This is a genomic window from Pseudomonas sp. MAG733B (assembly GCF_036884845.1).
Classification (GTDB): domain Bacteria; phylum Pseudomonadota; class Gammaproteobacteria; order Pseudomonadales; family Pseudomonadaceae; genus Aquipseudomonas.
This window is the reverse complement of the sequence record NZ_CP145732.1, coordinates 4,688,743-4,710,358: the sequence shown is the minus strand read 5'-3', so window position 1 is coordinate 4,710,358 and position 21,616 is coordinate 4,688,743. Positions and strand designations below refer to the sequence as shown.

The window sequence follows — 21,616 nt, the reverse complement described above, 5'->3', positions numbered from 1 at the left end:
CTGTTGCAGCAATGCGTGAAACCGCCGGACGATCGGACAGTGCTGGCCGACGATCGGGCAGGACGCCGCCGTCTCGCGGCGCGATAGTTGACGCACAGGGTCTGCCGACCCTGTCATCAATAACAAGAATGAGAGGTTGCCATGCCTAAGTTCGTCATAGAACGCGAGATTCCAGGTGCTGGAACACTGTCAGAAAGGGATTTGAAAGCCGCTTCGCAAAAGTCCTGCAGGACGTTGCGCGATTTGCCGGAAGTGCAGTGGCTGCAGAGTTATGTCACCGGTGACAAGCTCTACTGCGTGTACATCGCGCCAAGCGAAGAACAGATCCAGGAACATGCCCGGCTGAGTGGTTTCCCGGCCAATCGTGTCTCCCAGGTCATGAACATCATCGATCCCACCACGGCGGAGTAAGTGTGCGCCGGTAACTGATCCGTGTTTCAACCCAGAGATCGTCTCCATGAGTACACCCATTGATCTTACTGCCTTGAAAAACCGTCAGATGGCCGCTTGGGCCAGTGGCGACTATGCCGTGATCGGCACGACCTTGCAGATTGTCGGCGAGCAACTGGCCGAAGCCTGCGACCTGCTGTGCGATGAGCAAGTGCTGGACGTCGCCGCCGGCAACGGCAATGCCACACTGGCCGCTGCCCGCCGGGGTTGCCTGGTGACCTCGACCGACTATGTGGCCGCACTGCTCGAACGCGGCGAAGACCGGGCGAGGGCAGAGCGCCTCAACGTGACTTTTCAAGTGGCCGATGCCGAAGCGCTGCCTTTTGACGATGCCAGTTTCGACGCCGTGCTTTCGACTTTCGGCGTAATGTTCACCCCGGACCAGCCCAAGGCTGCAGCGGAGCTGGCGCGGGTCTGTCGGCCGGGCGGCCGGATCGGCCTGGCCAACTGGACACCGGAAGGTTTCGTCGGCCAGATGTTCAAGACCCTCGGCCGGCACATGCCACCACCACCCGGCGCGCAACCGCCCTCGCAGTGGGGCACCGAAGCCTGGTTGCACATGCAGTTCGATGAGCGAAACTTCCTGGTTCAGGTAACGCGCAAGACCTTCAATTTCCGGTATCGCTCCACAGCGCATTTCATTGACACCTTCCGCACCTGGTACGGCCCGGTGCACAAGGCATTCGGGGCGCTGCCACCGGAAAGCGCCCTGGCCCTGGAAAATGACCTGGCTGATCTGATCAACCGTTCGAACCGGGCGGGCGACAAGTCGCTGGTGGTGCCGAGTGAGTATCTGGAGGTGGTGATCACACGGCGTTGAATCGACATAGATCCCTGTGGGAGCGGGCTTGCCCGCGATGACGGTCTGCCAGCCACTTTATCTTTGTCTGGATGATCGCTATCGCGGGCAAGCCCGCTCCCGCAGGATTTATGGTGTTTGTTGGTGATCAGGTAACTTTCGCACCCCGCGCCGCCAGCAATTCACGCAACACCGAGCGATGACAATGCGCTTCTTCTTCGCAGTAACAGCCAACAGCCAACGAAGTGTCATGCGAGAGGGCGGCCAGCAGATCGAGCAACTGACTGGCGGCGGGTTGGTTCATTTCGGCCTTGAACTTGCGCTTGAACGCGTTCCAGGCTTTTTCGTCTTCAGCGTGTTGGGCTTCGTGCACCAACTCCTGGCTCGGGGACAGCAGCGGTTGCCACACATCGTAGAAATCCCGACTGGCGAACTCGGCTTTCGGTACGCCACGAGGTGGGCGACGCACGGTGCCCAGGCGCAAACCTTCGCCGGGCAGGCGCGGTGAGCCGAGGCGCACGATATGGACAGGCATGGCGTTATTTCACCCGCGATCCGTCGAACCACTCCAGCGCCGTGCGCCAGAAGCAGATCCCCAGAAAGTAAGCCGACATCAGCAGCCACAGGCCCATCACCAGCGGGTTGATCACTGGATGATTGATCACCAGCGACAGACTGCACAGCAGCCAGATGGCGGTCACGGCAATGTTGATCGGCATGAAGCGCCGCACGCGGAACGGGTGCAGGAATTTCATCCGGGTCAGCGTCAGCAGGGCCAGGCCGATCACGGTGAGAAAAGTGATCCACGGCGACGGCGCAATGATGTACAGGCACAGCGCAACCACGTTCCACGCGGCAGGAAAGCCCTGGAAGTAGTTGTCTTTGCTTTTCATGTTGACGTTGCAGAAGCAGAACAGCGACGACACCAGAATCAGCGACACCGTCAGCAGCAGCGTGTAGTCCGGCAACGGGATATAGCGATAGATGAACAGCGCCGGAATGAATACATACGTCAGGTAATCGATCACCAGATCGAGAATCGAGCCGTCGAAACTCGGCAGCACCGACTGCACATTGACCTTGCGCGCCAATGCGCCGTCCAGCCCGTCGACGATCAGGGCCACGCCCAGCCACAGCAGGCAACTGGTCGGCTGGTTATCGAGCAGGGCGAGGGTGGCGAGGAAGGCGGTGACCACGCCGGTCGCGGTAAAACCATGGGCACCCCATGCTTTGAGCCTGGCAATGTGTAGAGTTGAAATCACGGGGGCGTTCTCCAGAAAGTGAAGCAAGCCAGTCATCGCCCTCATCTGGCGGGCGGCGGCAAACCGGTTCGGGTTGCAGGTATCGACCGGGTATCCGGGAATAAGGTTCACCACCTATGAATCTTAGCTGGGCCGTAAGAAAAATCTGGATAAATCCGGGGGCGCGTTGTTTCTGACATCCTCTTTTGTTCAGCCATGCTCATTGGAACAGGGCTGTCGGCCTTGCGCACCTCGTCAGACAAGTATGAGCGCCGTTTGATACTGCATAGCGCTATACGGTGGCGCATCACCGTTTTCGTGTCGAGCAATGGCGCGCATCATTTTGACCAGATCAGCGTCTCTGTTTGCATCAACGAAATCATCCGGTCCAATACCCAGTGCTTTAGCGAACTGTTGAGCGTAACTGGCTACATCATTGTTGTCGCTGGCGGGTGCCCAACGCGAAATAATTTTGCGCGGCGTATCCAGCCCGTACTTGGTCTTGTATTTGCGCAGCAGGATCGCCAATGCTCGCAGCCCCCATTCGGGCTCAAGGAATACGCAGAAACTCTTCTCGCGAAGCTGAAAGTCTTTCATGTCGACAGGGTCTGCCAAGCCGCGCCAGATAGACGTCAGGCTGACACGGATGTTGCCGGGATTGTTGTTCCTGAAACCGCGCGCCATGGCTTCTGCGACATTGGCCCCACCGAAAACTGTGTGGTCAGGATCCTCGATTCTACCCGGAGCAAAGGTACGTTTCGTGAGAAGCGACACCAGCAGGTCAGCACGTTCTTGCGGGTCGCTGAACACCGAGTGGGTGGCCGCAATGCCGATGGTCCAGTCGGGCACCAGTTCTCGGCCGAACGCGGCTTGTTCGAAGGATTCGCCAGATTGGTCATTGTCCGGTATTTGTTTTTTGAAGCAGGCCCAGTGGCAGAGTTCGTGCAGCACCTTTGCCCTCAAGAATTGCTGTGCGAGCGTATCTGACGGGCTGCGCGCAAACTGATCCAGCACCTCGCTGCTGATTTCGATACGACCTGGTATTTGTGGATCAAACTGGCCAAACACCGCCGGTCCAAGGTTGGCGACGAAGATCAGCGGTGCCAACCCATTCATCGTAACGGCTTGCACTGCCTCATCGGATTTGAGCCCCGAATTTTGTAGGAAAGCCTCCCAGACATTGGGTGCTTGTTGATTGATGGTTGGCAGGTCCCTGGACAGGAAGTCGAACGCATCCTTGTAAAGGTCCTGGTGGATCCGCAGCATCAGGCTCATGGCGAACTCCGGGATTTATTTGATGAGGTGGGCGAGTTCTTCAAAATAACGATAGGGGCGTGGATGCAGATCTGTGCGGGCGATACCTTGCTTCACGAGTTCGGCACGGATGGCCTGTTCGGTCGGCGCATCGGCAATGCCGTTTACCGTCACCTCGTTATGACCCACGTTGTACAGGCGTTGCTGAACTTTGCGCACGGTCTCTTCAGAGGGCGCATCGAGCATTTGGCGAGCTGCTGGTCCGGTGGGCAGTGAGCTCAGGCTTGCTTGCAGCGCATCGATGCGACCCTCGACTCTGGAAATCGCATCGAGATTGAAGTCAGGTGCGTCCAATTGGCCGATCAGCGCCGATGCTTCGGCAGAGGTGACTTGGGTAAGTGCAAGACTTCGACGAAGCCAGTCGTACAGCGGATCACCCGGTGCGCAAGCATTGAGTCGTGCCTGTAAGTCACCCGCCAGTGAAGCTGCTCGCTGACTTGCCGTCAGCGCACGAGCGGTTTGTTGTGGCAACACGGACGTTGATGTCGCGCTGGTAGGGATCAACTTTCCGACGACATAGCCGCTGTGGCTGATCAGCGCCAGTAGCAGCAACGTTTGGTTCAGCTTTGGCAAATGGTCCAGCAGCCAGGTACTGGTTCCAAAGCTATGTCCGACCGTGACGCCATACACGAAGACAATAACGGCAGTGATCAACAGCATTTGCAAGCGAGGCAGATCAACGACCATTGCGTTGGCGACGTCTTCACCCCGGATCAGGTCTGCAAGCCGTGCATCTTTCGGGTTGTTTTTTACCAGTACCTGACCTGTCGCTGACGGCAGCGTTGAAAGGTTCTGAGCGTCCAGCAATTGCTGGCCATTCGTTGCGAGATCCTGTTCACCTCCGGGCTTTTCGGCTTTGCGGCTCAATGCCATCGGTGCAGCCACGAAACTCGCAAGACTGAAACCCATCAAGGCAATCAAGTTGTAATCGAGATCAATGTCCAGGGCATCGTCGGCGGGCCCTCGGACAATGTTGGCAAGGTACGCCACGTACACGGTTGCCAGCACCAGTACCGTCCATAGCGAGATCTGCAGGCGGGATAACGAATAACGATTGCGTTCGTCGACCAGTACACCTAGCACTCGGCCTCGGATCTTCAGCCCGGCCAATATGAACAAGACGAGCATTGCGACCAGGCAAGTGATCCAGGCAACCAAACGCGGCCAGTCGAATCCAGCCATCGCGCTGGAGTCTCTGTAGCACAACAGTATTGCTGCCGGTGCGGCAGCGGCGAGCAGCACAAAAAATGTGCGTATCACGTAACTGGGGGCTTTCATGTTTCCACCGTTCTACGCGTTTTCAGGTCTTTGATCATTTGCTCGACGTCGTCGAACAGTTTTTTGCTTTCTTTGGGAATTGCGTCTTCCTGAACATCGTCCCTTCCATTATTTATGTAGAACCGCCGCATCGCTTCAGTCGTGATGCTTCCCATACGACCGTCAGCGGCCACTGTCACTTTCTTTCCTTTGACTTCAACCGTGCCGTAACCCAGATCAATCAAATCCTGTTGGAGATTTTTCACTCGCTGGTCGACCGCAGTGACAGGCGTCACCTGTTTTTGCGGCAAAGAAGCGGACTCGCCCAGGATCGTTACCCGAAGAATGGTTTCTTGAGCTTTCGCTTCATCGAGGACCAGTATCTGGTAGGTCCCGGCTTTCGCTGTGGGGCTTGCCGTAACCGTGATGGTTCTCGGGGTTGGCCCGATTTTCTGGTCGAGTTGCTCGCTTGGCGGCCGTACGCCAATCCAATCTGAGCTATATGGCAGTACATTGCCGGAGACAAACGCAGAAGCAGTTACGGTGCCCTTGCTGTCAGGTGTCATGGACAGTTCGGAAGGTGTCAATCTCATCGACAGACCGGCCTGCTTGAGATCCACATTGCATTGTTTCAACGTGTTCGGTGCAGGGCTTGCGTTGATAGCATCAATCATCAGCGAGACTTCAATGATCAGGTTCTCCAGTTCGGCAGTTTTTATAACCAGTGGCCCTTCATTTTCCGCTGATCTCATTACCCCAACTGTTGAAGCGACCGCTGTCGAACCTGTGTTGATCTTTGGCGGTGCTGCCGGAATCAAAGTTTCCAGGGAGCGAACCAACGCCTCCATGCTCGGGGCATTGGTGATGTAGGCATTGGTCACCTGTATCTGAATTGCGCTCAATGAAGATCGCAATGTTCCGGCGGCTCCCTTGAGCACAGCCAAAGCTTGATCTGCGGCGGTCAGGACGGCATTGGCGCGTGCGATCATCGCGTCAGCCCGGACCAGGCTGGTGGGTGGTTGACCGGGCGCGCCCGGAGCGACGTTGGTCTTCAGGCGTTTAACCTCAAGTACCATTCTGGCGATCTGGTCCCTTTTCGATTGCAGATCTCCTTGTTGCTGGTACGGCCCCTGTAAAGGCAACACCGTATCGAGTGCACACTGCACGGCTCCCGCGCCTGCGGCATAGATCAGTTGTTGTGGCTTGCTGAACAACCAGTTGCTGCTCGCATAAAGCGCCGCGCCAGCAAGTCCCAGTCCGAGTATTTCGCTTTTACCCACCGAACGCATGGCGAGGTCGGCACCGATGGTTGCCGCGCCGATCAGTCCGATGCCGAGACCCCGTTCCCAGGCAATCTGGTCTTCGACTTTTGCGCTGTAGCGTTCACGCATCGAGGTACCGACAGCGATCGCATTCTGCAAGGTCGGCGCCTTATCGTAAGTCTTGGCGACCTCGGGATCCGGTCCCAGGTTGGGTTTTATCAAGGATGCGCAGCCTGAGAGCACGGCTGCAGCGCAAAGGAGCGAAAAGATGCAAAATAAGAATTTGGCCAGGATTTTCCGCCGAGCTACACGGTACGCGGGACCATCGAATGGCCACGGCATTTTTTCGACCGCCGTTGTTACCGCCGTTTGCCGGTTGATATGGGGTATTTGAGTCAGAGCACAAGAAAGCTCGACAGGTTGAGGGTGCGCCGAAGGGCAGCCAACGATAAAGGAGCGAATGGGTAGCATCCTGCCGACTCCTGATACGCTTGCGCGCCTCATGTTCGTTGGCTGAGTTGATACTGATTAGCTTGGTATAGCGAATGTTTGCGATAGCACATTGCCGCTTGTCGGTTATGTGGCTAATTGATAGCTATGTCAGTTGGCCGGGGCGAGAATGCGCCTTTCCATCCACGTTTACATCAGCCAAACGGTGGTGGCGCAATTGCCGGCGAGGTCTATCGTTGCCTGACGGATCAGTTCCTTCGATGAGGACGTCGTCATGAACACCAGCGATCTGCTCGAACAATTACTGCGGGCCGGCCAGGGCTCGATGGCGCAACAGGGCGGCGGTGGGGCGTCGGCTCAAGGTGGTCTCGGTGACCTGGGCGGTTTGCTCGGTGGCCTGCTCGATGGCGGTGGCGCCGCCAGCAGTGGCGGGGCCGGTGGAATGGGCGGGCTGGGCGGCTTGCTTGGCGGCCTGCTCGGTGGCGGTTCACCGATGGGCGGTGCGCCGCAATCGCGTTCCGGCGGCGGGACCAACTATGCCGCGCTCGCGTCTCTGGGGATGATGGCGTTTCAGGCTTATCAGGCGTGGCAGCGCAGTCAGGCCACCGCGCCTCAGGAAACCCCACGCACGGCTGATCTTTTGGCGGGGCCGGAACTGGAGGACCATAGCCATGCAATCCTGCGTGCATTGATAGCGGCGGCCAAGGCCGATGGCCGGATCGATGAGGCAGAGAAACACATGATCAGCACTGAAATCGGCAAGCACACCGATGACCCGCAATTGCAGCAATGGCTGGATGATGAAGTCGCCAAACCACTGGACCCCGCCGATGTGGCGCAGTCGGCAACTGACCCCGGCATGGCTGCCGAAATGTACCTGGCCAGCGTGATGCTGGTGGACGATCAACAGGATGCCGAGCGCAGCTATCTGGACGAATTGGCGGCGGCGCTGGGTATTGATCCGGATTTGCAGGTGCATCTGGAGCAGCAGGCCAAGGGCGGGGCTGTTTGATTATGTATCCGTGAGGATAAGGTCGGCTGCCAGGACGCCATCGCGGGCAAGCCCGCTCCCACAGGTAACCGAGGTTGTACGCAAAATCTGTTACCACCATCGATCCCTGTGGGAGCTGGCTTGCCAGCGATGAACGATGACGCGGTCAACCTGCCGGTGAGTCCGGTTTCGGCACCAGAAACGTCACACCAAAACGCTCGGCCACTTCGAAGATTCGCGGTAGGTCTTCGGGCACCTTGAACTGATCCATCGCCGTAAAAAACTGCCCGCCGCGAGGATCGGAGACCACGCCGATCATCTTCGCGGTGGTGCTGATGTTCTTGTAGGCATGAATCGATCCAGCCGGGATATGCACGTAGCCCCCGGTCGATACGGTGGTGGATTTGCCTTCCACGGTCACTTCGACCTGGCCGTCGACTACGTAGAACGCCTCGTCCCAAGGGTGAAAGTGCGGTGGCGGGCCGCCCCCTTGCACGCCTTCCTGGATATGCATTTCGAAGGGTTTGCTCATATCGCCGCCGGCAAGGACCGTGATCGTTTCGCCAACGACGTTGACCGGTGCCGGTGGAGCTTGGAGGACGTGAACCGTGCGCATGATTGCTCTCCGGGGGATGAGGCAGCACCCGCTGATTGTATGCGCTTGAACGGCGGTCGACCGCCGTGATGCAGGGCCGTTGGTCCGGGTAATTTTGACGACGATGGAATTTTTCGGCTGATGACTCGCTCTGCTGAGGGAGGGAAGTGCTGATTCAGCACCCTGCAGCGACCCGCAGGTGAGCCATGAACAAGAATCTCGATGACTACAACCGCATGCGCGATTTTTCGGCGACGTCGGAACCGGCTGCCGTCAAACGCACGGGCAGAAAAAACGCCAAGGATCACGCCTTGCAGTTCTGCATCCAGAAGCACGACGCCTCGCGCCTGCATTATGACTTTCGCCTGGAACTCGATGGCGCGCTCAAAAGCTGGGCGGTGCCCAAGGGGCCATCGCTGGACCCCAAGGTCAAGCGCCTGGCGGTGCACGTCGAAGATCATCCGCTGGACTACGCCAGCTTCGAAGGCAGCATCCCCGAAGGCCATTACGGTGCGGGCGATGTGATTGTCTGGGACCGTGGCGTGTGGATTCCCCAGGAGGATCCCGCCAAGGCCTATGCCAAGGGCAAGCTCAAGTTCGAGCTGCAAGGCGAGAAGCTCGAAGGCCTGTGGAACCTGGTGCGCACCCACATGCCGGGCAAGCAGGAACAGTGGTTTCTGATCAAACATCAGGACGGCGCCGCGCGGCCGGAAAGTGATTACGACGTGGTCAGCGCCGAGCCTGACAGCGTACTCAGCGAGCGCACCATCGTCGCCAAATCACCCAAGGCCGCCAAACCCAAAGCCATCAAAAAACCGGCGGCCCCGCAGAAGGAAAAGTCTGCTCCCCTCACTGGCGCGCGCAAGGCCAAACTACCGGATCAGATCAAACCGGAACTGGCGACGCTGGTGGAAAAGGCACCCGGCGGTCAGTGGAGCTACGAAGTCAAGTTCGACGGCTATCGGATCATGGCGCGCATCGACCATGACGAGGTCAAACTCTTCACGCGGAACGGCCATGATTGGACCCACAAGTTGCCCGGCCAGGCCAAGGCGTTGGCCGGCCTGGGCCTGGAATCGGCGTGGCTCGATGGTGAAATGGTGGTGGCGGACGAAGAGGGCGTGCCGGATTTTCAGGCGCTGCAAAATGCTTTCGAAGCCGGTCGCAGCGGCAACATTGTTTATTACCTGTTCGATTTGCCGTACCTCAATGGCGTCGATCTGCGCGAGGTGCCGGTGGAGGAGCGTCGCGCCGCGTTGGCGACAGTACTCAAAGCCACAAAAGACCCGTTGCTGCGCTTTTCCGATGCCTTCGGCGAAGACCCGGAAGCCTTGCTCAACAGCGCCTGCCAGATGCGCATGGAAGGGCTGATCGGCAAGCGCCTCGGTTCGCCTTACGTGTCCCGGCGTAGCAGTGACTGGATCAAGCTCAAGTGCAAGCATCGCCAGGAATTCGTGATTGTCGGCTTCACCGATCCCAAGGGTTCGCGCAGTGCTTTCGGTGCGTTGCTGCTGGGCCTGCATGACCGCGATTGCGGCGAATTGCGCTACGCCGGCAAGGTCGGCACCGGCTTCACCGAGGCCACGTTGAGCACCATCCATGCGCAACTCAAGCCCTTGCAAACGAAAAAACCGGCCGTGGTCAATCCGCCCAGTGGTGCCGAAGTCAGGGGCGTGCATTGGCTCAAACCGACTCTGCTGGCGGAAGTGGCTTTTGCCGAAATGACCAAGGACGGCTCGGTGCGGCATGCGGTGTTCCATGGCCTGCGTGACGACAAACCCGCCACAGAAATCACCGAGGAGCGTGCAACCGACATGAAAACCACCTCCGCGAAAAAGCCAACCGCCAAGCCATCCGCCACGAAAAAGAAAGCCGAACCGGCCCCGTCACAGATCGGCCTGGACCAGGGCAAGGTGCGCATCACTCACCCGGACCGGGTCATCGACGCCACCAGCGGCACCACCAAAGTACAGCTGGCGGAGTACTACGCCAGCGTTGCCGAGTGGATTCTGCCGCAGCTAAAGGACCGCCCGGTGGCGCTGGTGCGTGCGCCGGACGGCATTGCCGGCGAACTGTTTTTCCAGAAAAACGCCGAGCGCCTGGCCATCCCCGGCATCACTACGCTGGACCAAAAGCTTACGGGGCAGCCGATGATGGTGATCAACAACGCCGAAGCACTGGTCGGCGCGGTGCAGATGAGCACCGTGGAGCTGCACACGTGGAACGCCACCTCGGACAATCTCGACAAGCCCGACCGCTTTGTCCTCGACCTCGACCCGGACCCGGCGCTGCCGTGGAAGCGCATGATCGAAGCCACGCAGTTGACCCTGACGGTGCTCGATGAACTGGGGCTCAAGGCCTTTCTCAAGACCAGCGGCGGCAAGGGCATTCACCTGGTGGTGCCGCTGACCCGCAAGCTCGGCTGGGATGAAGTCAAGGACTTCAGCCACGCCATTGTCAGCCACATGGCGAAGCTGTTGCCGGAGCGTTTTTCCGCGGTGTCGGGACCGAAGAACCGGGTGGGGCGGATCTTCATCGATTACCTGCGCAACGGGTTGGGCGCCACCACCATCTGCGCCTATGCCGCACGCACCCGCGAAGGGCTGCCGGTGTCGGTGCCGATTTACCGTGAAGAGGTGGCCGAACTCAAGGGCGGCAATCAGTGGAACATACACAACGTGCATGAGCGCCTGGCCGAAGTGGGCGACGGGCCGTGGGAGGATCTGAAGAAAACCCGGCAGACGATTACTGCCGAGATGCGGCGGCGGGTCGGGATGAAGAAGACGTGATGCGTCCTTGTAGGAGCACGGCTTGCCGGCGATGGCGATCTCACTGACGCCATTGCCGGCAAGCCGTGCTCCTACACAAGAGCAATTGCCTTACTTGAGAAACGCCTGGAAGTCAGAACCCAGTTTGTCGATCGCCGCTTTGAAGTCCTGTGCAGTGATTTTCTGACTTTCGTTGGAAAGCTGCGTGCCGAACACCTTGCGCACAACCTTGGCCACGGTCTGGTTGTTTTTTGCGTCTATGAACTCGGCTTCGATAAACAGCTCGGTGTCCTGATCACGGTGCCCGGTGGCTGCCTGGGTCGCCCCGACGACAGCGGCGATGGGCACCACTTCATACCACTTCATACCTTCGTTCGAGGCGCTCACGCCCGTGATGGCTGCACGCATGACCAGGGTTTTCGACCCGGCCGGTGCCGCGCTCGGGCTGGAGACCACCCGGTATTTCTGGCCCAATGTGGCCTTGGCCTTGTTGGTCATGTAGTTCTGGATGTCGTTGAGCGTCTGCTGGTTGACTCGCTCATTGGGCTTGGGCGCCGGATAGAGTTCGAGTCGGGTGAACGCTACGGTGTCATAGGCATTCGCGTTCCATGACGGGCTTACCCAACGCATCGCCGTACCGCCGCTTGGGGTGCTGACTTCTTGCAGGTTGTTGTAGTTGGACAGGTAGCCGGAGTACTGCTCCTTGTCGGTGACTTTCGAGGTGCAACCCCCGAGCAGGAGCCCGGTCAGTGCGGCGCCGATGAGCAAGTTTCGGGACAGGTTCATAGTGCGGTGTGCTCCTTGAGTAGTCGTTTAAGCGTAGTCAGATAATCAGAAACGCCAAGTCATGTTTCCGGTCACTGTTTGAATCCAGGCGTTGTCGAACTGGCCGGAAAGTCGATTGCCCGACAACGATTTGCTTTGGTCCACTTCCATGTCACCCATCCAGATCATGGCCCAACTGAGGTTGACGTCAGTGTCCCTGTTCAGAGCATAGGTGGCTCCCGTCGCGATGCGCCAGGACTCGGCCATGGGCACAATCACCGAGCGCTTGCTGTCAGAAACAGCGCTGCTGTCGTAAGCCACGCCGAAGTTCCACAGCAGTTGCGGGGTGGCCTGATATTGCCCGCCGAGCGACAAATGCCAGGTGTCCTTGAAGCCTGCATCGACATCGGTCGACACGGCATTGTTGGCCGAGGTGTCGACCTGTGCACCGATTTCGCCGAACTCTGACCAGTCCTGCCAGTTGACAGAGGCGAGCAGGGCCCATTGCCGGTCCAGTTGCTGGAACAGGCTCAGGGTCAGGGTTTGCGGCACGGTCATGTCGAGTTGGGTCTTGGCGCCATCCAGGCGATTGAGCAACGGCCCGTTGCCCTTGATGTCCAGGCCGTCCTCGAACTCCAGATCGACCTTGCTGGTGTAGGTCAGACCGATGCGGGTGCCCGGTTGAGGCGCGTAGATCACCCCCACATTGGCGCCGAAGCCCCAGTCCTTGTCCTTGTATTTGAACTGGCCGTCCTCGCGTTCGGTGAACCCGAACGGCGAGCGATCGATCGCGGTCTGGGCCTGCAGCATGCCGTACATGGCTTTTACTCCGACGCCGATCGACCATTGCTCATTGAAGCGATACGCGACACTGGGCACCAACGACAGACCGAGCAGGCTGGAGTTTTGCGAGAAATAGCGGCCGGACCATTCGTTGTCGTAATTGACGGCAAGGCCGAAATCGCCGTACTGGCCGAAGCCGACGCTCCAGTGATCGTCCAGTTCATGGCTGATGAAAAAACTGCCGCCGGGCATTGGATCAAGGGCACCGCCACTGCCGCTGCCCGCCACGTTGGTGTTGTCGTCGCGATCGAACTTGAGGTTGCCGTACAGCACCTGCAAACCACCGGTGATCTGCGTACCCGGCAGATAGCTCAAGCCTGCCGGGTTTGACGCTATCGTCGAGGGCCCTTGTGCCCGGGCAGCGGCGCCGGCGTTGGCGAGCCCGACGTTATCCGTACCGATTTCGTAGAGCATGATGCCGCCGGCATGAGCTTGCTGGCAGCACAGGGCAAGCACCGTAAGGGCGGGCAGGGCGGTTGTCTTGATCTGCATGGCGTTACCTCAGCAAATGTCCTTTTTCCCTGAGGGTGGCCAGTCGCGGCCACCCGTGATCGGGCTGCTTACTTGCCCATGGCCGCCCGGGCCGCCTCGATCTTGGCCTTGACCGAGTCGAGGTTGAAGCTTGCACCTTTTTGCATGGGCGGAAATTCAATCGCGGTTTCGGCCAGTTTGGCCACTTGTTGTTGCACGAATACGAAACGCCAGAACTGGAACTTGAACCAGTCGAAATACTGCGTCGAACCATTGGCCGCCTGGTGCTGCGGCCAGCCGGCACGCTCGAACGGGTCCAGGCGCAAGTTGGTCAGCACAGGCACGTCGATACTGACCTTGGCTCCCAGCCAGCCGTCAGGCTGATCGATGAAGCGGTACTTGTAGTCGTCGATCCGTACCGCACCCAGCGAACTCTCGCCGAAGTAGAAGATTTCATGGCGATTGGAAGGGCCCTTGCCGGTGATCATCGGCGTCTGGTCATAGCCATCGAGATGCACTTTGTAGGTGGTGTCGCCCAGTTGCTTGCCCTTTAGCAGTTCTGTGGTGATGTTCGGGTTACCAGCCGCCGCGACCAGCGTCGGGAACCAGTCCAGGCCGGACATGATGCCGTTGTTGATCTGGTTCGCCGGTACTTTGCCCGGCCAGCGAATGATCGCCGGAACGCGGAAGCCACCCTCCATCACCGTGCCTTTACCCATGGCAAACGGTGTTTGCCCGCCATCCGGCCAAGTAAAGTTTTCCGCCCCGTTGTCGGTGGTGAATATCACGATGGTGTTGTCATCCATGCCGTCTTTTTTCAGCTTGGCCATGACGTCACCGACGATGTCGTCGATCTGTGCCATGCCGGCCTCTTGTTCCGACCAGCCATTTTCCGCATTGCGCATCGCTTGGTACTTGTCGGAAAGGTGGGTGACGATGTGCATGCGGGTCGGGTTGAGCCAGACGAAGAACGGTTTGTTGTCCTGTTTGGCCTTGTCGATAAAGCTGAAGGCCTTGTCACGGATTTCGTCGTCGACGGTTTTCATCCGCTCCGGATACAGCGTGCCGGCGTCTTCGATTTTCTGCTTGCCCACTTTGCCCCAGCGCGGCATCACGGTCGTATCGTCAGTGCTGCTTGCCCAACTGTGCACCATGTTGCGCGGGCCGACGGTCGCCAGCAGCGCTTGCGGGTAATTGGGGTGCGCCGGATCTTCCATGGCGTCGAGGTGATAGAGGTAGCCGAAGAATTCGTCGAACCCGTGCACGGTGGGCAGGAATTCATTGAGGTCGCCCAAGTGGTTCTTGCCGAACTGGCCTGTGGAATAGCCCATGGATTTCAGGGCTGCGGCAATGGTCACGGCTTGCGCGGGAATGCCGATGGGAGAGCCGGCCTGGCCCACTGTTGTCATGCCGGTACGGATCGGCAATTCACCGGTGATGAAATTGGCGCGCCCGGCGGTGCAACTGGCCTCGGCGTAATAGTCGGTAAAGCGCATGCCTTCGGCGGCAAGTTGATCGAGGTTGGGTGTTCTGCCAGCCATCATGCCTTGGTTGTAGACACCGATATTGGACCAGCCAATGTCGTCGCCCATGATCACCACGATGTTGGGTGCCTTGTCGGCGGCATGGCTCATGCCGGGCAGCATGATTGCGGACATCAGTATGGGCACAGCGAGTATTGACGATAACATTGTTCGGTTCATGTCGAGCTCCTGCGTACTAGCGTTAGTACTCTGAGACGAACCCCCGAGCGCCATTGATTTTGGGAACCCCCGCGAAGAGCGTAGGTTCGAATGGCGAAATTTCCAGTTATTGGCAACCTGTGTTTCAGCTCGCTTACACAGGGGCCGGCGCCGGGAAAAGGTGCCAGCCCGGTACATCGCGGATCAGAATCGGTAGTTCAAGCCCAGCGTCAGCGAACGCTCTGGCGCCGGTTGGCGTCCCCACGGGCTGGTGTCGATACCGCGGAAGTAATACTTGCGGTTGAACAGGTTGCTGACCCCGGCCGAGGCGGTCAGGACGCTGTGGTCCTGCAACTTGAATTCCCGCTCGATCGCGGTGTTCCACACCCAGTACGCCGGGAGTTTGCCCACGGACGCGGTGGCATCTTCGTCGCCAGAATTGGCGGCGTCGGTATAGGCACTGCTGACGAACAATCCGTCGAGGCTATACGTCCAGTGTTCGGCAAAGTGATAACGGCCGTCGATGTTGAACTGGTTGCGCGACGCGTACGGCACTTCGTTGTCCTTGAAGGCGCCGTTGCGCTGTTTGGCATCGAGGTAGGCGTAGCTGGCGTGCAGGTCGAGATCGGGCAGCGCCGACGGGGTCCAGAACACTTCGGTCTCGATCCCCTGATGGCGGGTGCTGCCGAGGTTGACGAAGCGGTCGGTGGTGGCGTTGTAGACGATCTGATCGCTGAAATCGATGCGGTACACACCGAAGTCCACGCGCAGACCTTGCCACGGCGTGTAACGCACACCGGTTTCGTAGTTCCAGGCGAGTTCGGCGCCAACGTCGCCTTCCTTGACGATCTGCGTGACCTGCGGCGGGCGCAGGGATTTTTGCGCGTTGGCGTAGACGAACCAGTCATCGCTGGCCTGGTAACCCACGGTCAGGCCTGGCAGCCATTCCTCGGATTTGTTTTCATTCTTGAAGCCGGTGATGCCGTCGTCGTAGTTCATCGTTGCGTTTTCGTAGCGCACGCCAGGCGTGATCGTCAGGCGATTGTCGAGCAGGCCGATGGCGTTGCTGAGGTAGAACGCCTTGGCTTCGTCGTCGAAGGTCCAGTCGCGAAACGGCGTGGTTCTTCCCGTGGCGAGGCTTTCGCGATTGACCTTGTAGTCGATGTCTTCGCGCACGTAACGCGCGCCCAGCAACCACGTCTGGCTGAGTTGTTCGCCGTCGATGCTCATGCTCAGGCGCGGTTCGCTGCCCCAGACCTTGAAGTCACGCGGGCCATCCTGCTTGGTCACCGCCGCGCCGTCGGGGGTGAAGGGCAGGCCGACGACGAAGTTGCGGTAACTGTTGTGGGCGAAGTTGGTCCAGCTGAACTCCACCGAATCGAACGGTCCCATCGCGCCGAGCTGTTGGGTGTAGGTGCCCCAAACCCGGTCGGTGTCACCTTCGAAGCGGTCCAGCGGGCGGGTCGACTGGCGCGGGTCGTCCTTGTAATCCTTGACGCTGAGGGCGCCGGCCAGGTCCATGTCGGCTACATAGCGCTGCACGCCGAAGCTCAGGTCGCGGTCATCGTCGATGTTCCATTGGCCGCGCAGGCGATAGTTCTGGATGTCGCTGTCGGAATGCTCGCGGGCGGTGTCGCCATTGATGGTGTTGAGGTCCAGTTGCAGGCCGAAGTTGTCGGTGAGGTAGCCGCCGGTGCCGAGGTAGGTGTCCCACATTTGGTGGCCACCAGCGTTGAACGTGGTGCGTTCCTGCAGGGTGGTTTCCCATTCCCGGGGAATCGGCTTGCTGATGAAGTTGATCACGCCGCCGACGTTGTTCGGGCCGTACTGCACGGCGGCACCACCACGCACGACATCGATCCGGTCGACGGTTGCCAGGGTCACCGGGAACAGCGATAACCCGGTCTGGCCATACGGCGCGAGGGCAAGAGGAATGCCGTCGGACAAGGCTTGCACCCGGCCGCTGCGGCTTTCATACAGTCCGCGCACGGAAATCTGCGGCAGGGCGCCAGTGCCGGTTTCGTCGAAGATTTTTACGCTCGGCACCCGTTGCAAGGCATCGTCGACGCCACGCACGCTGGCCTTGTGCAGGTCGGCTTCCTTGACCATCGAGCGACTGCCGGCGTAGGTGAGAATTTCCGGATCAGTCGCGCCACCGAGCACATCGCCACGGATCACCATCGGGGCGATGTATTCGGGTTCGGCAGGCTTGGCGGCGGCAGGTGCCGGGGTTTGCGCCGGAACGATAATGAACGTGTGGTCGTCGCGAACCTGTGATTGCAGGCCGCTGTGGTCGAGCAGTTGCGACAGTGCTTGCTGTGGCGTGTAGCTGCCCTTGAGTGCCTTGGTGGTTTTACCCGTCGTGATGTCGCTGGCGAAGATGATCTGCACCGACGATTGCCGCGCCAGGGCATTGAGCGCCTTGTCCAGGCTGGTGCTTGGCAGGTCGAGTTCGACCTTTTCCTGCGCCTGGGCCGGTGTCGCGAGGGCGAACAGCAGGCTGGCGGCGAGGGTGGACAATGGCAAATGCCGGCGGTGTTTCATGGACGGTGTTCCTTGGAAAGTGGGGGCTGTACTGACTAGCCGCCACGAGCGCAAGAAAACCCTACCTCTCTCGGCAATTATTTTTTCGTCGCCTTGCGCCGCACGTGAAGGGTGCCATCGAATTCGCTGTTGAGGCTGACCGGCAGGATGCTCGGCAACAGCTTGAGCAAGTCCTCGACGTTGCGGTTATCGAACACGCCGCTGATCGGCAGGCTGGCGAGGCTCGGGTCATCAAGGATGATCGCCGGCTTGCGGTAGCGCTGAATCTGCACCAAGGCTTCGGCCAGCGGTGTGCGCTCGAAAATCAGTCGACTGTCCTTCCAGGCAATCGCCGCGTCGGTGTCGACTGCGATCGGCTGTTGCAACAGGTGCTGTCGCACATCCACCTGCTGCCCCGGCACGAGTTGAACACTGTGTTTGGCTGCCGTTCTGTCGTTCACATTGACGACGCCGCGCACCAGCGTCACCCGCACCCCGTCCTCAAGATGACTGACACTGAACAGCGTGCCCAACACGTTGACCTGCGCGCCACTGGCATCGACGCGGAAAGGGCGCAAAAGCGTTTTGGATACATCGAACAGCGCCTGCCCGGCTTGCAGTTCCACACGCCGTGAGCGCAGATGCCAGGCGACCGTGGCGCGGCTGTCGCTGTCCAGGGTCATGCGGCTGCCGTCGACCAGTTTCACCACCCGGCGCTCGCCGATCACAGTATGGAACTGCTCGCTCTGGTAGGCCGGATCGAGCCACACCAACCCTGCGCCGAGCAGCACCAGCAAGACCGTCGCGCCGAGTGCCTTGCGCGGTTTGCGCGGGGCTGGCGTGGGCATCGGGAAGCGATTGCGCAGCTCCTCGCGATGGCGCGCCAGGGCTTCGTCTTCGCGGGACGATGGGGTTGGGATGGGCGACTGGCTCATTGGGCACGCTCCGTCTCAGCCAGCACTGCGCGGCAGGCGGCCAGGCCCAGGCGCAGATGTTTTTCCACGGTCTTCAAGGAAATACCCATGCGCGCGGCCACTTCAGCCTGGGGCAGTTCATGGATTTTGTGCATGACGAACACTATCTGGCAACGCGACGGCAACCCGGCAATGGCTTGTGCCAGACGCTCGAACTCGCGGGCTGCCTCATACTGCTGCGCGGGTAACGGCGCCTGGCAAGCCGCTTCGGGCAACTCGGGCATGGCCACGACCCAGGCCTGACGCCGCCGTTCGCTGCGGTAACGACTTACTGCCTGATCGTGGGAGATCTTGTGCAGCAACGCCAGCGGCGTGTGCACGCCTTCCTTTTCGCGTTTTTCCAGCAATTGCACACAGACGTCGTGCACCACTTCGCGAGCAAAACCACGATCACCGAAGCGCCGACGAACACGGTCGACCAGTTCGTCGTAATGACGCACCAGCGTGCTGATCAGCGAAGGTTTGGTGGAATCGAAAGGCATGACAGACCCGAGACGAGGCAGAACGACGGCAAATATAAATGAGAAAGCTTTTCATTCATAGCCTCGGCAAAGTGGTTTGAGCGGCATTGCGAGAGCGTCTCTTCATTGATGGACACAGTAGTGGCTATTTAGTAGCCTTCCGCGCTTTCCATTGCGCACGCCCCCTCAAGGACGAACATGTTGGCCCTTAACTTTCAATCATCGCGCGCCGTTGCCACGGTAGCGCTGTTCTCCGTTTTGCTCGGCGGCTGTGTCGTCAACGGCACTTATCCCGATGCCACCGAGCCGGATGCCGCCAAGCTGCGCTTCGTCACCAGCATGCAGAACTCGACGTTCTCCTACTTCGATGCCGCGCATTGTGACGGCCAGACCACTGGCGCGCTCAACAACATGTTCACCAGTGATAGCCAGCGCCGGGTCGGCATGAGCGTTGCGCCACCGGCCGACGCCAAGGATTACCTGGAGATCAAACTCAAGCCCGACCAAGATGCTTACCTGCTCGCCCAGGCGGGTGGCTACTCAGTGTGCGGCAGCGGTTTCAACCTAAGGCCTCAACGGGGAGCGGAGTACGAGGTGACCCTGAAGGCCGGGCGCGGCTATTGCCTGACTACGCTGCAGCGTGTGCAGCGTATCGATGGCAAGGATGTGCGCATGCCGATGTTGCTCGACCGCAAAGGCGTTGCAGCCTGTGAAGGACGCAACGCGTTCTTCCCGAAAGTGCCGCCGACATTACCGGATACGCCGCATCGCGTGACCTTGATCGATCAAATCATTGGCAGTTCCGTGATTGCATCGATGAAGCCCGATCCGGCCAAGCCGAGCATTTCGGCGCCGGACAACCTCGACAAATTGATCACGGAGCGCAAGGCCAAGCTCGGTTTTGCGCTGCCGGACGACTACTGGACGCTGTATCGCCAGAACCTGATCGCGTTCGAAGAAGACATGGCGGCAAACAAGGGCGAGACGCTCAAGCGTTACACCGAGGAATACCGTGTGCGCCTGCAACGACTTGACGATAAGCAACTGGAGCAGTGGGCGCTGCCGGAAGACAAATCGGCCAAGCCTGCCAATGCGGCGGCGTTCGCGGAGTACAAGGCGATGGCGATCTACTACTTCCAGATCAGCAATCGCGTGACGTTTGAAACCGTCGGCCGCCACCTGGAGCGGATGGCGCAGATGGATCAACAGTATGGCGTGTGCGCGCGTTATTCCGATTGCTGGAGAAACATCTGAAGAAAACATGAGGCGGTGAACTACGCTCGCCGCCTCAATAGCGGTTATCCGCCGGCAGCGGCTGCCAGCAGTGGCGCGATTTGCTCGTCGGTCAACGCGGCCTGGACTTCCATGTTCATGAGGTCGCTCCATTGCAGTACCCACTTCTGAATCGGTACCGGGTCACTGGCTTCGGCAATACCAAAACCGGCTGCGCCACCGACGGCGTGCCAGCGGCCAAGCATCTTGACGCCTTCCGGCGGGGCGCCACCGGTCTTGAGAAAACGCTCGATCGCATTGTTGCGATTCGCCGAACTGATCGTCCAGCTGACGATGAATAACATTGGCCACCTCCTTCCAGGGATTGGCACCCGTCTGTCATTTCGTACCGGGTTGGCGCCGGGACCACGGTCACGTTTGCTATTGCCTCGAAACGATTTCGTCCTGCAGAAGGCATAGCATTGCCACGTACTTCACGTACGACCGCTGATCCTGTTTTTTCAGTCTTTTCAGGAGGTTGTTTCACCAGCGAAACATAGGCAACGGACGCAATGGCGAGCGGAGGAACTGCCGTACAGACTGCCTCATCAACATCCCGTGGAAGCCATGATCGGGAAACGTCGACTGCACCGTCTTGATGTATGCCCGAGGCAGGCCGAAACGCACCAGTCCAAGCGACACATCAATCAGGTCGGCCCGCCGGAATGCCTCGACAGTCGTGGCGTTTGCGAAGCGATAAGGACGTACTTTGTGGTGCTCCAGGATCAGCGCACTGACTTCATCGATCAGTTCAGGGCGTTGTCGGGTTTCCAGATAATCAACGGCCAGGGCCACCGAAGGCGGTAGATAGTCCAGGGTGTTGTCGGTCCAGATGCCCAGGTCGTGGAACCCTGCGGCGATCTGCACCGCCTCTGACGGCAGGCCTTGAATGTCGTTGAGCGCGCGATAGAAATTCAGCACGCGATAGATGTGATTGCGATAGCCCTGCAGGTCCGTGCCGATTACCAGCGCGAACGAGGTGAGTATCTCGTCGGTGACGGGGAATTCGAGCGCAAGGTTCATCACGCATCCCGCAACAGGTCATTGGCGTTGAGGAGTTCGTAAGCGATTTCGGGGCGCTTTTCCAGGGCGCGGCGGATCGCTGTGGGGATCGATGCGCGAGTCTTGCGGCACAGCCCCGGCAGTTCGCCGACGTGGATGCCGATGCCGCGCATGGTGCGCACTTCGTTGAAGCTGGGGACGATGTCGACGCGGATGCCCAGTTGCTCGAACATGCGCCGTTTCAGGTGCTCCAGGTCCTGGAGGCTCGACAAATTTTCCAGACGTTCGATCAGGCGTTTTTCTTCCGCGCGGGTCAGAAACAGGATGCGTACGTCGGCCCCCGGCGTTTCCAGCAACGGGTCACGCCCGCAATCGCAGGCACCGGGTGGGCAGGGTTGGCGAATCGGAGCAGAGGTGGTCATGGGGTTCAATCATAGAGTGCTGTGATTGAGTTTGCCCATAGGGATTGGACTGATGGAGCATTTGCAGGGGATCC

General features: G+C 59.4%; 20 protein-coding genes. 5 read left to right on the top strand and 15 right to left on the bottom strand.

What is annotated here, in order from left to right:
• The first annotated feature begins 141 nt into the window (after positions 1 to 141).
• A complete protein-coding gene (locus V6Z53_RS21525; RefSeq protein ID WP_338581640.1) occupies positions 142 to 411 on the top strand; it encodes a DUF4242 domain-containing protein in 270 nt (89 codons plus the stop codon).
• Positions 412 to 457: 46 nt separating this feature from the next.
• Positions 458 to 1,270 (top strand): class I SAM-dependent methyltransferase, encoded by an 813-nt coding sequence (locus V6Z53_RS21520; protein WP_338581639.1) that lies wholly within the window; start codon positions 458 to 460, stop codon positions 1,268 to 1,270.
• Positions 1,271 to 1,397: 127 nt separating this feature from the next.
• On the opposite strand, the gene V6Z53_RS21515 is transcribed toward V6Z53_RS21520, so the two are convergent.
• The 5 genes from V6Z53_RS21515 to V6Z53_RS21495 all read right to left on the bottom strand — a co-directional run bounded on the left by V6Z53_RS21515 (position 1,398) and on the right by V6Z53_RS21495 (position 6,794).
• Positions 1,398 to 1,784: a DUF488 family protein gene (locus V6Z53_RS21515; protein ID WP_338581637.1), complete on the bottom strand. Its 387-nt coding sequence runs from the start codon at positions 1,782 to 1,784 to the stop codon at positions 1,398 to 1,400.
• Positions 1,785 to 1,788: 4 nt separating this feature from the next.
• Positions 1,789 to 2,511, bottom strand: coding sequence for a CDP-alcohol phosphatidyltransferase family protein (locus V6Z53_RS21510; RefSeq protein WP_338581635.1), 723 nt, complete (start codon positions 2,509 to 2,511; stop codon positions 1,789 to 1,791).
• Positions 2,512 to 2,745: 234 nt separating this feature from the next.
• The gene (locus V6Z53_RS21505) at positions 2,746 to 3,765 is read right to left on the bottom strand and encodes a hypothetical protein (protein WP_338581634.1); all 1,020 of its coding nucleotides are present in this window, start codon (positions 3,763 to 3,765) and stop codon (positions 2,746 to 2,748) included.
• A 15-nt stretch (positions 3,766 to 3,780) separates the two neighbouring features.
• The gene (locus tag V6Z53_RS21500) at positions 3,781 to 5,082 is read right to left on the bottom strand and encodes a peptidoglycan-binding domain-containing protein (protein ID WP_338581633.1); all 1,302 of its coding nucleotides are present in this window, start codon (positions 5,080 to 5,082) and stop codon (positions 3,781 to 3,783) included.
• The gene (locus tag V6Z53_RS21495) at positions 5,079 to 6,794 is read right to left on the bottom strand and encodes a peptidoglycan-binding domain-containing protein (protein ID WP_338581632.1); all 1,716 of its coding nucleotides are present in this window, start codon (positions 6,792 to 6,794) and stop codon (positions 5,079 to 5,081) included. The genes V6Z53_RS21500 and V6Z53_RS21495 overlap by 4 nt, the downstream gene beginning before the upstream one ends.
• A 253-nt stretch (positions 6,795 to 7,047) precedes the next feature.
• Between V6Z53_RS21495 and V6Z53_RS21490 the strand changes: the two genes are divergently transcribed.
• Positions 7,048 to 7,785 carry a tellurite resistance TerB family protein gene (locus V6Z53_RS21490; protein WP_338581631.1) on the top strand — a complete coding sequence of 246 codons (738 nt, stop codon included), beginning with the start codon at positions 7,048 to 7,050 and terminating at the stop codon, positions 7,783 to 7,785.
• A gap of 145 nt (positions 7,786 to 7,930) precedes the next feature.
• Here V6Z53_RS21490 and V6Z53_RS21485 read toward each other — a convergent pair whose 3' ends face one another.
• Positions 7,931 to 8,380, bottom strand: coding sequence for a cupin domain-containing protein (locus V6Z53_RS21485; RefSeq protein WP_338581630.1), 450 nt, complete (start codon positions 8,378 to 8,380; stop codon positions 7,931 to 7,933).
• Positions 8,381 to 8,565: 185 nt separating this feature from the next.
• On the opposite strand from V6Z53_RS21485, the gene ligD reads away from it, so the two are divergent.
• The gene (ligD, locus tag V6Z53_RS21480) at positions 8,566 to 11,148 is read left to right on the top strand and encodes a DNA ligase D (RefSeq protein WP_338581629.1); all 2,583 of its coding nucleotides are present in this window, start codon (positions 8,566 to 8,568) and stop codon (positions 11,146 to 11,148) included.
• 90 nt (positions 11,149 to 11,238) lie between these two features.
• Here ligD and V6Z53_RS21475 read toward each other — a convergent pair whose 3' ends face one another.
• The 6 genes from V6Z53_RS21475 to V6Z53_RS21450 all read right to left on the bottom strand — a co-directional run bounded on the left by V6Z53_RS21475 (position 11,239) and on the right by V6Z53_RS21450 (position 18,867).
• Positions 11,239 to 11,913, bottom strand: coding sequence for a DUF3313 domain-containing protein (locus V6Z53_RS21475; protein WP_338581628.1), 675 nt, complete (start codon positions 11,911 to 11,913; stop codon positions 11,239 to 11,241).
• 45 nt (positions 11,914 to 11,958) lie between these two features.
• Positions 11,959 to 13,227, bottom strand: coding sequence for an outer membrane protein transport protein (locus V6Z53_RS21470; protein ID WP_338581627.1), 1,269 nt, complete (start codon positions 13,225 to 13,227; stop codon positions 11,959 to 11,961).
• A gap of 68 nt (positions 13,228 to 13,295) precedes the next feature.
• On the bottom strand, positions 13,296 to 14,909 hold the full coding sequence (locus V6Z53_RS21465) for an arylsulfatase (protein WP_338581626.1): 1,614 nt from the start codon (positions 14,907 to 14,909) through the stop codon (positions 13,296 to 13,298).
• A gap of 183 nt (positions 14,910 to 15,092) precedes the next feature.
• On the bottom strand, positions 15,093 to 17,432 hold the full coding sequence (locus V6Z53_RS21460; RefSeq protein ID WP_338581625.1) for a TonB-dependent siderophore receptor: 2,340 nt from the start codon (positions 17,430 to 17,432) through the stop codon (positions 15,093 to 15,095).
• 77 nt (positions 17,433 to 17,509) lie between these two features.
• Positions 17,510 to 18,346, bottom strand: coding sequence for a FecR domain-containing protein (locus tag V6Z53_RS21455; RefSeq protein WP_338581624.1), 837 nt, complete (start codon positions 18,344 to 18,346; stop codon positions 17,510 to 17,512).
• Positions 18,343 to 18,867, bottom strand: coding sequence for an RNA polymerase sigma factor (locus V6Z53_RS21450; protein ID WP_338581623.1), 525 nt, complete (start codon positions 18,865 to 18,867; stop codon positions 18,343 to 18,345). The genes V6Z53_RS21455 and V6Z53_RS21450 overlap by 4 nt, the downstream gene beginning before the upstream one ends.
• Before the next feature lie 177 nt (positions 18,868 to 19,044).
• Here V6Z53_RS21450 and V6Z53_RS21445 point away from each other — a divergent pair, with 177 nt between their 5' ends.
• A complete protein-coding gene (locus V6Z53_RS21445) occupies positions 19,045 to 20,100 on the top strand; it encodes a hypothetical protein (protein WP_338581622.1) in 1,056 nt (351 codons plus the stop codon).
• 44 nt (positions 20,101 to 20,144) lie between these two features.
• On the opposite strand, the gene V6Z53_RS21440 is transcribed toward V6Z53_RS21445, so the two are convergent.
• The 3 genes from V6Z53_RS21440 to V6Z53_RS21430 form a co-directional block, all read right to left on the bottom strand.
• Positions 20,145 to 20,423 carry a DUF3303 family protein gene (locus tag V6Z53_RS21440; RefSeq protein ID WP_338581621.1) on the bottom strand — a complete coding sequence of 93 codons (279 nt, stop codon included), beginning with the start codon at positions 20,421 to 20,423 and terminating at the stop codon, positions 20,145 to 20,147.
• 178 nt (positions 20,424 to 20,601) lie between these two features.
• Positions 20,602 to 21,141 carry an HD domain-containing protein gene (locus V6Z53_RS21435; protein WP_338581620.1) on the bottom strand — a complete coding sequence of 180 codons (540 nt, stop codon included), beginning with the start codon at positions 21,139 to 21,141 and terminating at the stop codon, positions 20,602 to 20,604.
• Positions 21,141 to 21,542: a hypothetical protein gene (locus V6Z53_RS21430; RefSeq protein ID WP_338581619.1), complete on the bottom strand. Its 402-nt coding sequence runs from the start codon at positions 21,540 to 21,542 to the stop codon at positions 21,141 to 21,143. Before V6Z53_RS21430 ends, V6Z53_RS21435 begins: the two co-directional genes overlap by 1 nt.
• Positions 21,543 to 21,616: the final 74 nt, after the last annotated feature.